Below are 14,580 nucleotides of genomic sequence, written 5' to 3'. Positions count from 1 at the left end.
TGTGAGTATATACAGGCGTATTGCAATTGCAAGTTTCTGGTTATACGCAATTTTCTGCACTGCGTTGCCATGTTATGCTATGCCCCTTTTTTGCTTAGGGTGAGATGGCGATGTTTCGGCCGATAAAATTATTTGCAGCCTTATTAAAATGGCCAATGTTGCCACTGTTGAAGTACAAAATTGTCCCTGAGCAACCGGTTACTGAGCTTGGGTTAGATAAAAACCGGCCTTTTTTTTATATTTGCGCTACCGAATCACCTGCCGATTTCGCCGCCATTCGCCGTGCCTGTAAAAAATTAGGCCTGCCTGATCCGGCAGATGACGTTAACCTAAACGGTAAGACGTACCTACGTACGCTCTTTCTGGAAAAGCCACATACCTTAGTGTTTAAACGTGGCAAAACCCAAGCATTAGCTCAAGGTAGAGCGTTACTACAAGCGCATTTAGATAACCCGCAACTAGATGCACAACTAGTACCTATAGCATTGTTGTGGGGCCGCGCACCGGGAAAAGAAAACAGTATCAGATGGCTGCTAGGTGAAGCTCATGCACCAAATTGGTTGGCCAAGCTGCTTATAGTATTAATTTCTGGCCGCCATACATTAGTACGCTTTAGTCGTGCGGTCGAACTACGACAAATGGCCGCACAATTTGGTGCTGAGGCAGAAACCGCACACAAGTTATTGCGTATGTCGCGCTTTCACTTTTACCGACAACGTTTGGCAGCTACTGGCCCTAAACTAGCGAATCGGGCGCAACTGTTTAACTCATTACTCGCCTCGCCCGCGTTAAAAAAAGTAATAGAAGATGAAGCCAAAGCGAAACGTATTTCGGTCGCTTCAGCTCGGCAAGAAGCTAAGAAACTGTTACTTGAAATAGCAGCAGATTACCGCGCATCTACATTACGCGTCGGCGACAGGGTTCTACGTTGGTTATGGAACAAACTTTATACCGGCATTAAAGTAAATAATGCAGATATGCTGCGCGAGCTTGCACAAAAAGGCCATGAGGTTGTTTACATACCCTGTCATCGCAGCCATATGGATTACCTGCTACTAAGCTATGTTATCTATCAACAAGGCTTAGCTCCGCCACATATTGCTGCGGGTATTAACCTAAACTTTTGGCCCGCTGGGCCAATTTTTCGCCGCGGCGGTGCCTTTTTTATTCGGCGTAGCTTTAGTGGTAACAAGCTTTATTCCGCGGTATTTCGTGAGTATTTATGTCAGTTATTTAGTAAAGGCTACTCAATTAAATACTATACAGAAGGTGGACGAAGTCGCACCGGCCGGCTGCTACAACCTAAAACCGGTATGCTAGCCATGACCTTGCAATCGATGCTGCGAGGCATTGATCGTCCAGTAACCTTAGTACCCGTTTATCTAGGTTATGAGCATGTAATGGAAGTGAACACTTACCTGCGCGAGTTAAAAGGTTCTGGCAAACAAAAAGAATCGGCGCTTGGCGTGTTAAAAGCGATTCGTAATTTACGTGATTATGGTTATGGCCATGTGAACTTTGGCGAGCCCATTACGTTGAACAGCTATTTGAATCAGCACGTGCCCGATTGGAAACAAGACATTGATCCAATAGAAGTGCAAAAACCGCAGTGGCTTAATCCTGTTGTTGCTACATTGGCAGACACTATGATGCAGCGCATCAACCAAGCGGCTGCCATTAATAGCATTAATCTTATCGCCTTATGCTTGTTAGCGACCGATAAAAAAGCCCTAACGCGTACCGAGTTAACACAACAAATCGAGTTGTATCTTGGCCTGCAGCAAAGTGTGCCCTACCATGCGCAAGTAACGTTACCTAACGAAAGTGCTGAGCAGCTAATTGAACATGCGCTTACATTACAAAAAGTGCAGCAGCAAACCGATGCCTTTGGTCAACTAGTTAGCCTAACCGATGATAACGCTATTTTGCTCAGTTATTATCGCAATAACATACTACATTTATTTATTTTGCCCGCCATTGTTGCTAGTGCACTGCTACATCAACGTGAAATAAACCAAGCTCAGCTAATCAGCATAGTGCGGCAGCTTTATCCGTTGCTACAACAAGAGTTATTTTTAGCTGTTGCCGATTTAGACGCGCACTGCGCCAGTTTGCTAAACTATTTTGTTGATACCGGCCTTGCCGAGCAGTATGGCGAAAACTATCGCTCAGCCACTCAGCGCAGCCAAGGCTATTTTATGTTAAGCCTGTTGGCTCATAACGCCGAACACACACTGCAACGCTATGCCATGCTATTACAACTAATAGAAAGCCAAGGGCCACAAAGCCGGGTTGACTTAGAAAAGCAAAGCCACGAGCTGGCACAGAGAATGCTCAATTTACACGGCATAACCGCACCAGAATATAATGACAAGCAGCTGTTTGCCACCTTAGTAAACGCACTGAAAGACAGTGCTTATATTCGCACTGACGAGACTAATCGCGTTCTTACTACACCACAACTATCTGAACTCAATACCACCATAAGTATGCTATTGCGTAATGATGTATTACAAAGTATCCATAATATTGTTCCTACCAGCACGCTTTAGCGGCTGGTAGGGTAAGCGCGAATAACACCTTCTTGCATGGTAGACGCAACCAGTTTACCCGCTCGATTGAAAAACTGCCCACGAACGAGCCCGCGGCCACCTGACGCACTTGGGCTATCAACGGCATATAGCAACCAATCATCAAAACGAAAGTCTTGATGAAACCACATGGCATGGTCAATAGTCGCAACTTGCATATTAGGCGCCATAAACGACTGGCCATGTGGCTGCAATGCTGTTGGTAGAAAGTTAAAATCAGACGCATAAGCTAACATGTATTTATGCACACGTAAGTCGTCCGGCATTGGCCCGTTAGCTTTAAACCAAACATAACGTTTTGCTGGGCTAACTTCTGCTTTAAACGGGTTTTGAAAATCAACAGCGCGCATTTCAATAGCTTTTTCGCAGATAAACTTGCTGCGTAAGCTCTCGGGTATTAAATCAGCGTGCTGCTGATAAAATTCTAAATCTGAGACTAAATCTTCTGGCGCAGGCACATCTGGCATAATGTCTTGGTGCTCGAAACCTTGCTCGTCAGCTTGAAAAGATGCTGTCATATAAAAAATAGGCTTACCAAACTGTATTGCGCTTACACGGCGCGTGCTAAAGCTTTTACCATCGCGGATATTTTCCACTTCATAGACGATGGCTTTATCTGCATCGCCAGGCCGTAAAAAATAAGAGTGAAAAGAATGAATTTTACGATCTTCAGCCAGGGTTTCTTTCGCAGCCGATAGCGCCTGTCCCATTACTTGGCCACCAAATACCGATTTAAAGCCCAAATCCTGGCTTTGGCCGCGATACAGGCCCTGCTCGATAGTCTCTAATTTTAATAACGCGAGCAAATTTTGTAATACCTGACTCATTGCAGCTCCTTATATTGCGCTTGCCTAAAGTACAACGATATTCTGCCGCAAACAACCGCGATCAGCAAAGTAGCTTTTGGTGTTCAAAGCGGGAGTTTGCGCGACTGTTAATTTGATACTGTGCGTTTAAGGCTGACAAAGATAATTACACTAGACAAATTTAAAAGTTCAACTAAGCTTTACGGGCATTATTTTATAGTGCAGTAATTAAATATTGGTTATGTCTGTAACAATATGCAGAGCGAGAACGGGTTGCATAACTAACATAGCTGATGAAATAAAAGCCTGTGATCCCTTGTGGTTGGAGCCAGTTATGTCAAACGAAAGGCGCCAGTTGGATAAGGATATACATTTTTTCTGGGATGATTTGAATCTAGCCCAAAAATTTTCAGTTGCTGAGCTGCAACGCTTTGGGTACGACCTACTTTTTGTACGCCATATTGCCAACGGCAGTTTGGCCGTACTGTGTTCGGGTAGCAAAATGGCAGCAATAGATATTGAAGGCCAAATTAATACTGAACCTAGAGTAACGATAAGACATTAACAGCAGCCAATTGGCTGCTGTTTTTTTATTTGTGCTTATATTTTACTATTTTTTTCAGTGGTACTTTTTTCAGCAATATAACGACGCACTTGTTGCTCTAACACCGCTAGCGGCAAACTGCCATTGCCCAATACTACGTCATGAAATTCTCGTACATTAAAGCGATCACCCAATGCCTGCTCTGCTTCAACACGCAACCGCTTAATGGTAATTTCACCCAGTTTGTATGACAACGCCTGTGCCGGCCAGCTAATGTAACGGTCTATTTCAGTAGTAACGTTATGCATTGACAATGCGGTGTTGCTGGCAAGAAAATCTATCGCCTGCTGTCGGCTCCAGCCCATGCTGTGCATGCCGGTATCCACGACTAAGCGAGCAGCACGCCACATTTCGTAAGTTAACCGGCCAAAGTTGCTGTAAGGGTCTTGATAGAAACCCATTTCTAACCCTAAATACTCTGAATACAAGCCCCAACCTTCACCAAATGCTGACGTGTAAAAGCTACGGCGATAATCTGGCAATGCGCTCTGTTCACGTGCTAACGCAACCTGTAAATGGTGCCCGGGTACCGCTTCGTGTAACGTCAAGGCTTCCATTTCATATAAGGGCCGTCTATCTAATCGATAAGTGTTAACCCAATAAAAGCCAGCTTGATCATCACGCGATGGGCCTGAATATCTGCCGGTAGTGTACTTCGGCGCTATTTCTAATGGCACTGGTATTACGCCATAAGGTGTGCGCGGTAGGGTTTTAAATAACTTGGGTAATTGCGCATCTGATTTCTTGGCTAAAAAGGCAGCATAATGCATTAGCTGATCTGGGGTTTTGGCGTAAAATTGCGGATCGGTACGCAAAAACTGAATGAAATCAGCAAAGCTACCGTTAAAGCCTGTCGCTTGGATAACTTGCTGCATTTCAGCTCGGATCCGCTTTACTTCATCTAAACCTATCTGATGCACTTCGGCGGGTGTTAGCTTCAGCGTTGTATAGTGTTGCAGCCGATTTTGATAGTATTCAGCACCCTGAGGTAGCGCACTGGCTGCAATGGTATCGCGCGCGGCTGGCAGATATTCTTTTACCATAAAATCATAAAAGGCTTGGTAAGCAGGGTTAACTAAATTGCTAATTTTCTCTGCGGCTTCATCGCTTAATTGCTGCCAATCCGCGGTGCTGACAAACGACGGCTGTGATAGGAAAGGCTGAAAAAATACACTTTGACGCGGATCATTTATGACATACGAAATAATGCCCTGCTCAAAACCCGTTAATACGGCTTTAGGTTGAGTTACACCTTTTGCTATACCTTGTTTCATCCAATCCGTTTGTTGTTGCATATAGCGCGGTATTGCGGCTAATTGCTGAATATAAAGCTGATAGTCATTTGCACTACGATATTGCGCTCGTTGTGGTAAAAAGCCTAAATTAGCGTGAAAACCAGATTCTGACGTTAGCGGCATATAGTGAGCACCAAAGCGGTATTCATCAATATCATCGGCTAAGCGATAACTTAAAATGGCGTGGTTAATCTGGTTTTGCTCTGATAAAGCGTTAACATTAACTTGCTGTAACCGTTGTTGCCAACTCAAACGCTGCTGCTGACGCTGCTCTAACGCTGCTGGCGACATATCAGTAAGCTGCCCAGGCCCGGCCCTACTTATTTTTTGCTCTGCTTGCCATAACTGTTCGGCTAATTTGGTAAAACCTTGGTCAGCGTTATTATTACTTACCGCACAGCCTGATAACAATATAATTACACTAATCTTCAATATGGTTAATTTAGTGTTAGGCATTATTTTCATTTTAATTATTTCCACAAATAAAAAGACTAGTCGATTGTAATCAATTCATACACAGAATACAGTAAGCCCAACTGACAACACTTACTGTTAGTCGCTTTGTAGTAAAGTAATACTGATGCTTATATATTCGTCGATATGCGGTAATTTTATATTTACTAATTAACGATTTCCTTACTGCTGTTGTCTGTTGCTTATATTCGCGTACTATTACATTGCATTTAAAGCATTAACATTCGTTAAGATAAATCCAAACCGCAACATAACCGGAGTTTTGTGTGGCCTTATGAAATATCAGGATTCACTACAACAAGCCAGTGATAAGGCAGCTCAGGTTAAATTATTCCTTCAACGCACTAATCTTGCGGCACACCCAGTTAATTATGCGGTCAGCTATGAATATATAAGTGGCTATAATTCTGAGCTTTGTCACATTATTGAACATAAATTATTAGCTAAAGCACCGCTTGATGATTTTGTTATGGCTGAGCTATATATTCGTTTTTTAGCAGCGGCAAATCCACAACAGGAACAATTACTACAAGAAGCATCAAGCATGGTTAGCCGCATGGCTGCATACTCTGATGTCGCTGCGGAGCAGTTAGATAGCTATATCCAGCAATTAGATAGCAGTATGCTGCAGATAAAAAACTTAGGTACTGATACGCCATTACTAAATATTGTGAACCAGTTACAACATTCCACTACAGAGTTTCGGCTTAGCCAACAGCAGATGCAACAACAGCTATTATTAGCTAATCAGCAAAGCCATCAATTACGCCATGAATTAGAACAACTTAAGCAGCAACGCCTACTCGACCCACTTACTGGTTTATATAATCGACTTGCGATGCAAAATCAGTTGGATATTTGGTTTAGTGAGCAGCCGGGCCGTCGTATTGCCGCTATTGCCGTAGATCTTGATCATTTTAGCCGTTTTAACTTAGAGTATGGCAACACTATCGGTGATGTTATTTTATCTAAAGTGGCGCGTAAAGTTAGCAGTTACGTGCAAAATAGCGGCCTGCCTGTGCGATCGGGTGGCGAAGAGTTTCTGATTCTACTGCCGGATGTTGACCTACGTAGCGCCAGCGAAATTGCCGAACAAGTGCGCCGCGGCGTTGAAAAGCTGCGTTTTGTCTCCTCTCGCACCAAAAAAACGCTACCTAAGGTAACCATCTCGTTGGGCGTGTCCCTCTATCAGCAAACAGAAAATTGGTATCAGTTTTTAGGTAGAACGGCTGAAGTACTGCTACTGGCTAAACAGCGCGGCCGTAACCAAGTCGCTAACGAAACCATGCTCGCAATCTAACTCGATGGATAAAGCCAACAGATAAGTTGGCCTGAGCGCTGTTATCTTTTACACTAAGCATATTTTCTTGCCAACGGGCCCGCTGTATGACTGATCAAAATTCAAACACCACGCATTTTGGCTACAAAACGGTTGCCGCCGAACAAAAAGTATCTATGGTAGCTAACGTATTTCATTCGGTTGCAGCTAAATATGACTTAATGAACGATTTAATGTCATTGGGCGTACACCGACTATGGAAACGGTTCACCATTGACTGCAGTGGTGTGCGTCCGGGTCAGCAGGTACTCGATCTTGCAGGTGGCACCGGCGACATTACCGCGCTATTTTCTAAGCGGGTTGGTAGCACCGGTAAGGTAGTGTTAGCTGATATTAATGCCTCAATGCTGAATGTTGGCCGCGATAAACTGCGAGATCTAGGGCTGGTTAACAATATTGAATACGTGCAAGCCAACGCTGAGGCTCTACCCTTTGCTGATAATAGTTTTGATATTGTTAGTATTGGTTTTGGCTTACGCAACGTTACCGATAAAGATGCTGCACTACGTTCTATATTTCGCGTGCTAAAACCGGGTGGTCGGCTGCTAGTGCTAGAATTTTCAAAACCAGAACAAGAATGGCTAAGCAAAGTATATGATCTCTATTCATTTAAACTGCTGCCAATGATGGGGCAACTTGTCGCTAACGATAAAGAAAGCTACCAATATTTAGCTGAATCTATTCGCATGCATCCGGATCAAGAAACCTTAAAAACCATGATGCAAAGCGCGGGCTTTGCTGAAGTTAGTTACCATAACCTCACCGGTGGTATTGTCGCGCTGCATCGAGGCTATAAATTTTGATGTTTCCACTACTGCCTCAACTGTTTTGTGCTGTTGCAGAGAAAGTGCTGGCAAAACTTATTGCTATGGACCCAGAAGCTGAATCAAGGCTGGCACGTCTGCGCGGTAAGCAATTATCGTTTCGGCTTAAAGAGTGGCCAACCACGTTGGTAATTAGCGCAAGCAGCGATGCTATATTATTTAACCAGCACGATGAGCCAGTAGACTGCGCAATTCAAACCAATATTGCCAGTTTACGTTTACTACGAGAGCCAAGCCAACTAACCAAGTTAATTAAGGCCGATGTGTTACAAATTGACGGTGACATTCAAGTAGCACAACAATACAGTCACTTCTTTGAGCAGTTAAGCCCTGATTGGCAACAAACTTTATCAAATTATGTTGGTGATAGCACCGCGCACAAAATAGCCATAGGCCTACAGCAAGCTCTACAATATTTTAATGAAAAAAGCGCCACACTAAGTCAAATGAACACTGAACTTGCCCAAGACGAACTAAAGCTAACGCCGTGCTCAGTAGAAATGGCACAATTTAGTAACGACGTTAGCCAACTTGCCGCTAAAGTTGATGTATTGCAGCAAAAACTGCATACATTTCAGGAGTCCTAGTGCGTATTAGTCGCTTTTATCATATTCAGAAAACCTTACTGCAATTCGGCTTAGATGAGTTAATTCCTGCGCAATGGCAGCCTTGGTACGCTAGGTTATTTCGCCGCAGTTTATTTTGGTTACGCAATCGTCATCCAGACCAGCCAATAGGTGTACGTTTGCGCCTAGCGCTACAAAGCTTAGGGCCTGTTTGGATAAAATTTGGCCAAATGCTCTCAACTAGACGCGACCTTTTCCCAGCGCATTTAGCCGATGAACTTGCCAAACTGCAAGATAAAGTACCGCCGTTTGATGGTGCGCAGGCGCAATACCTCATTGAACAAGCGTTAGAACTGACTAGCATTGACCAGCTGTTCATCGACTTTGAGCAAACACCGCTCGCCTCCGCATCTATCGCCCAAGTGCATTGTGCTAAATTGCAACAAGATGATGGTAGTCTTGCAGATATCGTTATCAAGGTAATACGCCCTGATATTAAGCAGCAAATTTTAGCTGACTTAGCACTCATGGATACTCTAGCCGAAGCGGCGGCGCGTTTTTTACCCGATGGCAAACGGCTGCGGCCACGTGAAGTGGTATCTGAATATCGCAGAACTATTTTAGATGAACTGGATTTACAACGCGAAGCGGCTAACGCTATTCAGCTAAAACGTAACTTTGAAGGCTCTGAATCACTGTATATTCCTTTTGTCTACAGTGCTTACAGTCGTCCCAACGTTATGGTTATGGAGCGGATTTATGGCATTCCAGTATCGGACATTGCAGCGCTGCAAGCTCAAGGTACCGATATGGAACTACTGGCAAAGCGCGGTGTAGAAGTGTTTTTTACACAAGTATTTCGCGACAGCTTTTTTCATGCCGACATGCATCCAGGTAATATTTTTGTTTCGCGAAACACGCCAGAAAACCCGCAATATATTGGTATCGACTGCGGCATTGTTGGCACTTTAAATGCGGAAGATAAACGCTATTTAGCTGAAAACTTCGTCGCGTTTTTTAATCGAGACTACAAAAAAGTAGCACAACTACACGTCGACTCTGGCTGGGTACCGGCGCATACCAAAGTAGAAGAGTTTGAAAGTGCAATTCGTACAGTTTGCGAGCCAATATTTCAAAAACCTTTGGCAGAAATATCTTTTGGTCATGTGTTACTTAATTTGTTTAATACCGCGCGACGCTTCGACATGCAAGTGCAACCACAGCTAGTACTACTTCAAAAAACCTTACTTTATATTGAAGGTTTAGGCCGACAACTCTATCCGCAACTTGATTTATGGAAAACCGCCAAGCCGTTCTTGGAAAACTGGGTAAAACAACAAGTTGGCTTACCAGCAATTTGGCGCCAAGTTAAAGAAAACTTACCTTTTTGGGCAGAAAAATTGCCACAAATGCCAAATTTACTGCATCAGCATCTTGAACAAGGGCCAAAACAGCAGCGTCAACTACTGGTACAATTGCAGCAACTAGCGCAGCAACAACATCAAGCTAAAGCACAAATTATTGCCGCAACACTGTCTGCAGCCAGCCTAATCAGTGCTAGTATAGTGTTTAGTTTTGGCAGCCATATTGTAGCAGTAGCCTTATTAACAGTGAGTTTTGGCTGCGCCATTAAAGCTTGGCGTTAAAAACCAAAGATTGCATTAAAAGTGATTTACTAATAAAGAGGATTACCCATGTTAGGCAATATCAGTATTTGGCAATTACTCATTGTACTGGCGATTATAGTATTGTTGTTCGGTACAAAAAAACTACGAGGTATAGGCACAGACCTAGGCTCTGCGGTTAAAGGTTTTCGTAATTCTATGAAAGAAGAAACGAAAACAGATGATACTCCGCCATCTGCTCAGCTATCAGAACAAGCTAAAACCGATGCAGAACGAGCACACACCACTCAACCTGTTGACAAAGATAAAGTGTAAATGGGTTTCTGGGAGCTAGTAGTCGTTGCGGTTGTCGCCTTACTGGTGCTGGGGCCAGAGCGTTTGCCTGGCGCTATTCGTTCAGCAAATAAGGTGGTGCGCAACCTTAAACAATTTGGCCAACAGATGCAGGCTGAGCTGAGCGCCGATCTGCGGGCACACGACTTACATCAAAAATTAAAAGACGCTGAAGCCAAAGGGCTGTTAAATTTGACTGAATCAGAGCAAGCCGCACTAGCTGAACTAAAACAAGCAGCAGCTGATGTAACTACACCTTTAAGTAGTAACGAAAAACAACATGAGCCGAAACACTAACCCCGATAGCCTATTAGGGCATTTATTAGAACTACGCAATCGGCTATTACGCTGTGTAGTAGCGATTATTGTAGTGTTTGCTGCGCTTGCGGCTTTTGCTCAAGATATTTACCACCTGTTGGCAAAACCACTCATTGCCGTGCTGCCGGAAAACAGCAGCATGATAGCCACCGACGTAGCCGCGCCATTTTTTGCACCATTCAAACTTACCTTTATTGTCGCCATTTGTTTGGCTATTCCTTACATACTGTTACAAGTTTGGCAGTTTATTGCTCCTGCCCTTTATAACCGCGAAAAGCGCTTAATGGCGCCTTTAGTTATCAGTAGCACCTTGTTATTTTATAGCGGTATTGCCTTCGCTTATTATATTGTATTCCCTATTATCTTCGGCTTTTTTACCAGCGTAGCACCTGAAGGTGTTACCGTAGCTACTGACATTAGTAGTTATCTTGATTTTGTACTTAAGCTATTTTTTGCCTTTGGTTTATCGTTTGAAATTCCTATCGCTATTTTATTGATTGTTTGGACCGGCGTAGCAACACGCGCCGATCTTGCAGAAAAGCGCCCCTATATTATTGTTGGTGCTTTTATTCTCGGCATGTTACTAACGCCACCAGATGTGTTATCACAAACCTTGCTGGCTGTACCAATGTGGTTATTATTTGAACTTGGTCTACAACTAAGCCGGTTTTATCAGCCAACTACTACTGACGACGCAGAACAACAGGAACCCAAACTATGAAACAACTTGCCGCTTTATTTTTACTTGCTGTAACAACCGGCGCTGCAGCGGCGGTTCCAATTGAACAAGCTGTTGAAGTCTGCCGCGCAGAAGCCAATGCCCTGCGCCGTCTTAGTTGCTACGATTCAATAGCAATAAGCTCAGCCTATAGCAGCCCTGTATCTACGGATAATAAGCCTGTCATCCATGAAAGCCATCCGGCTGTTATGCAACCAGCACCAACCCAAACATCAGCAACTAATAACAAAGACGCAGAAAGCACCTTTGGTATTGAGCACAAGAAATCGTCTGAGCAGATCACTGACAAAATATCGATGACAGTTAAAGAAATTTCAAAAACGATACATAACAAACTTGTTGTAGCCTTTACCAACGATCAAGTTTGGCAACAAACTAGCGCTGAGTATTATCCAATTAAACTAGGTGAACAACATTATATTCAACGCGGGGCTTTGGGCGCGTTTTATCTAAAAAATGACCAAAATAATCGTTCTACACGAGTAAAACGCGAGCAATAGTATGCTTATTTGGTGCGATATTGGTATAAATCTATTTAACAGTCAGTTTGATACTGACCGAGCTGGGACCTTGCACGCAGCAGCAGAGTCTGGGGTGCGCCAGCTTATACTAATAGGCAGTGATATTGCAGAAAGCGAACAAAATCGCCAGTTTTGCGCGCAACATAAAGGCTGTTTTAGCACAGCCGGTGTACACCCTCATTATTCCGCAAATACCGAGCCTAATTGGCTTAATCAATTACAAGCTTTACTAAAAAACCCAGAAGTAATTGCAATAGGTGAATGCGGTTTAGATTTTAATCGTGACTTTTCGCCCAGAGCAACGCAGCAGCACGTATTTGCCGAACAGTTACAATTAGCCAGGACAACAACTAAACCCGTTTATCTACATGAACGCGACGCCTTTGATACCCAACTGGCGATGTTAAAAGAGGCGAATATTAAGCACGGTGTCGCTCACTGTTTTACTGGCGATACACAACAATTAAAAGCGTGGCTCGATTTAGGCTTATATATTGGCATTACCGGTTGGCTTTGCGATGAGCGTCGGGGTGACGCACTGCGACAAGCGCTGCATTATATTCCGCTAGATAGGCTACTACTAGAAACTGACGCCCCCTATTTACTACCCCGCAATGTAACCCCTAAACCTGCGAGTAGACGCTGTGAACCCAAGCATTTGCCGCATATTGCAGCAACCGTGGCGACATTGCGCCAGCTTGAGCTATCGACGCTTGCAGAAATCACGCTAAGCAATAGCCGGCGCTTATTTAATCTACCTGATCACCTAGTAGCCTTGGAGGCTTAGCATGACCGAGTTGCTGCTGTATTTTGCTGCAGGTTTGCTACTAGGCGTAGTTGTTGCTGGCTTGGCCGGTACAAAAACGCTAAAACGCTGGAAAAAAGCCGCGGCCGAGCTAGAAGCTGAATTGCGCAGCCACAGCTTTGAGCTACAAATTACTTTAGATGAATTAGCGGAAAAAAATCAGCAACTACAACAACAAACCCAAGTTGATGCCTTATCCGGTATTTATAACCGCGCCTACTTTGATAGCCAAATGCGCGCCGAAATAAAACGCAGTCGTCGTGAGCAAAGAGTATTGGCTTTAGTGCTGTTAGACATAGATCATTTTAAACGAATTAATGATACCCACGGTCACCTAGCTGGCGATGAGGCGATAAAACAAGTATCTGCGTTTATTCGCCAACAATTAAAACGCTCAGCTGATAAACTATTCCGCTATGGCGGTGAAGAATTTGCCTTAATTTTGCCAAATACTAACTTACAAGGTGCTTGGCAGCTGGCAGAGAAAATTCGCCAAAACTTAGAAACCGCACAGAAAACCACAGAGCAATCTTTCGAACTTAGATTAAGCGCAGGCTGCTATGCAGCGATACCTGGCCCAGAAAGCGATAACGATGACTATATTCGTTTTGCCGACTCGGCGTTATATCGTGCAAAAGAAGCCGGCCGTAATCAAGTACACAGTTATCCTGCCACTGCAGCTGTAGCCTTTAGGGCATTATCAGGAGAAGTTAATGAACACTAACCGCTTTTTTCCCGCTAGTCGTTTACGCCGTATGCGCGAACACGATTTTAGCCGTCGCTTAATGGCAGAGCACCAGTTAACCGTTAATGATTTAATTTACCCAATGTTTATTATTGAGGGCGAAAATCAGCGTCAAGCTATTGCGTCCATGCCTGGCATTGAGCGCTTAAGTGTCGATTTACTACTAGCCGAGGCAAAAGAGCTGGTTGCGTTAGGTATACCGGCTATCGCGCTTTTTCCGGTAACCTCCGCCGATAAAAAGTCGTTGCAGGCCGAAGAAGCCTGGAACTCAGAAGCACTGCTGCAGCGTGCGGTACGTTTATTAAAACAGCAGGTGCCAGAGCTTGGTATCATTACTGATGTTGCGCTGGACCCATTCACTACGCATGGCCAAGACGGCATTATTGATGAGACTGGTTATGTCATGAACGACATTACCACCGCAGCTTTAGTTAAGCAGGCACTATCTCATGCTGAAGCCGGTGCCGATATTGTTGCGCCATCAGATATGATGGATGGCCGTATTGGTGCTATACGCGAGGCGTTAGAAGACGCTGGCTTTGGTAATACGCGCATTATGGCCTACTCGGCTAAATATGCGTCTAGTTACTATGGCCCATTTCGCGATGCAGTAGGCTCGGCGGGTAATTTAAAAGGCGGCAACAAGAAAACCTATCAGATGGATCCAGCCAATAGTAATGAAGCCTTACACGAAGTAGCGCAAGATTTAGAAGAAGGCGCCGATATGGTAATGGTTAAGCCAGGCATGCCGTATTTAGATATTGTACGCAGAGTTAAAGATGAATTTGGTGTGCCGACCTTTGCCTATCAGGTCAGCGGCGAATATGCCATGCATATGGCAGCCATTCAAAACGGCTGGCTGGCGGAAAAGCCGGTGATTATGGAGTCGTTGCTGGCATTTAAACGCGCCGGTGCCGATGGCATTTTAACCTACTTCGCGAAAAAAGTAGCAATATGGTTGCAGCAGAAGTAATAAACTAAAGCCAATATCGTAT

Annotated in this window: 15 protein-coding genes; 13 read left to right on the top strand and 2 right to left on the bottom strand. The window is 44.1% G+C overall.

All coding sequences use genetic code 11. From position 1 onward, the window contains the following. Positions 1-104: 104 nt before the first annotated feature. Positions 105-2,552 (top strand): glycerol-3-phosphate 1-O-acyltransferase PlsB, encoded by a 2,448-nt coding sequence (plsB, locus tag E0Z06_RS00580; protein ID WP_243695531.1) that lies wholly within the window; start codon positions 105-107, stop codon positions 2,550-2,552. On the opposite strand, the gene tesB is transcribed toward plsB, so the two are convergent. Next, on the bottom strand, positions 2,549-3,418 hold the full coding sequence (tesB, locus tag E0Z06_RS00575) for an acyl-CoA thioesterase II (RefSeq protein WP_132580921.1): 870 nt from the start codon (positions 3,416-3,418) through the stop codon (positions 2,549-2,551). The genes plsB and tesB overlap by 4 nt on opposite strands. Before the next feature lie 313 nt (positions 3,419-3,731). Here tesB and E0Z06_RS00570 point away from each other — a divergent pair, with 313 nt between their 5' ends. Continuing rightward, the gene (locus E0Z06_RS00570) at positions 3,732-3,962 is read left to right on the top strand and encodes a hypothetical protein (RefSeq protein WP_132580919.1); all 231 of its coding nucleotides are present in this window, start codon (positions 3,732-3,734) and stop codon (positions 3,960-3,962) included. A gap of 35 nt (positions 3,963-3,997) precedes the next feature. Here the strand turns inward: E0Z06_RS00570 and E0Z06_RS00565 are convergent, their stop codons facing one another. After that, positions 3,998-5,761 carry a DUF885 domain-containing protein gene (locus tag E0Z06_RS00565; protein WP_132580917.1) on the bottom strand — a complete coding sequence of 588 codons (1,764 nt, stop codon included), beginning with the start codon at positions 5,759-5,761 and terminating at the stop codon, positions 3,998-4,000. Between the two features lie 283 nt (positions 5,762-6,044). Between E0Z06_RS00565 and E0Z06_RS00560 the strand changes: the two genes are divergently transcribed. The 11 genes from E0Z06_RS00560 (at position 6,045) to hemB (ending at position 14,558) form a co-directional block, all read left to right on the top strand. Further along, entirely contained in the window at positions 6,045-7,070 is a 1,026-nt protein-coding gene (locus E0Z06_RS00560) for a GGDEF domain-containing protein (RefSeq protein ID WP_132580915.1), read from the top strand. An 86-nt stretch (positions 7,071-7,156) separates the two neighbouring features. Next, positions 7,157-7,912, top strand: a complete 756-nt coding sequence (ubiE, locus tag E0Z06_RS00555) for a bifunctional demethylmenaquinone methyltransferase/2-methoxy-6-polyprenyl-1,4-benzoquinol methylase UbiE (protein WP_132580913.1) — start codon at positions 7,157-7,159, stop codon at positions 7,910-7,912. Continuing rightward, a complete protein-coding gene (locus tag E0Z06_RS00550; protein ID WP_132586614.1) occupies positions 7,912-8,520 on the top strand; it encodes an SCP2 sterol-binding domain-containing protein in 609 nt (202 codons plus the stop codon). The genes ubiE and E0Z06_RS00550 overlap by 1 nt, the downstream gene beginning before the upstream one ends. Continuing rightward, positions 8,520-10,145, top strand: coding sequence for a ubiquinone biosynthesis regulatory protein kinase UbiB (gene ubiB / locus E0Z06_RS00545; RefSeq protein ID WP_132580911.1), 1,626 nt, complete (start codon positions 8,520-8,522; stop codon positions 10,143-10,145). The genes E0Z06_RS00550 and ubiB overlap by 1 nt, the downstream gene beginning before the upstream one ends. Positions 10,146-10,193: 48 nt before the next feature. Next, complete coding sequence (gene tatA / locus E0Z06_RS15835) at positions 10,194-10,439, top strand: Sec-independent protein translocase subunit TatA (protein WP_132580909.1); 246 nt, start codon at positions 10,194-10,196, stop codon at positions 10,437-10,439. Continuing rightward, positions 10,440-10,754, top strand: a complete 315-nt coding sequence (tatB, locus tag E0Z06_RS00535) for a Sec-independent protein translocase protein TatB (RefSeq protein WP_132580907.1) — start codon at positions 10,440-10,442, stop codon at positions 10,752-10,754. After that, entirely contained in the window at positions 10,738-11,496 is a 759-nt protein-coding gene (tatC, locus tag E0Z06_RS00530; RefSeq protein WP_132580905.1) for a twin-arginine translocase subunit TatC, read from the top strand. Before tatB ends, tatC begins: the two co-directional genes overlap by 17 nt. Beyond that, positions 11,493-12,014 carry a hypothetical protein gene (locus E0Z06_RS00525; protein WP_132580903.1) on the top strand — a complete coding sequence of 174 codons (522 nt, stop codon included), beginning with the start codon at positions 11,493-11,495 and terminating at the stop codon, positions 12,012-12,014. The genes tatC and E0Z06_RS00525 overlap by 4 nt, the downstream gene beginning before the upstream one ends. 1 nt (position 12,015) lies before the next feature. Beyond that, positions 12,016-12,822 carry a TatD family hydrolase gene (locus E0Z06_RS00520; protein WP_132580901.1) on the top strand — a complete coding sequence of 269 codons (807 nt, stop codon included), beginning with the start codon at positions 12,016-12,018 and terminating at the stop codon, positions 12,820-12,822. 1 nt (position 12,823) lies between these two features. Next, positions 12,824-13,564, top strand: coding sequence for a GGDEF domain-containing protein (locus E0Z06_RS00515; protein ID WP_132580899.1), 741 nt, complete (start codon positions 12,824-12,826; stop codon positions 13,562-13,564). Then, positions 13,554-14,558: a porphobilinogen synthase gene (gene hemB / locus E0Z06_RS00510; protein ID WP_132580897.1), complete on the top strand. Its 1,005-nt coding sequence runs from the start codon at positions 13,554-13,556 to the stop codon at positions 14,556-14,558. Before E0Z06_RS00515 ends, hemB begins: the two co-directional genes overlap by 11 nt. Positions 14,559-14,580: the final 22 nt, after the last annotated feature.

The organism is Rheinheimera sp. D18 (genome assembly GCF_004345025.1).
Taxonomy (GTDB): Bacteria; Pseudomonadota; Gammaproteobacteria; order Enterobacterales; family Alteromonadaceae; genus Alishewanella; species Alishewanella metallidurans.
This window is presented reverse-complemented; position numbering and strand designations above follow the sequence as displayed.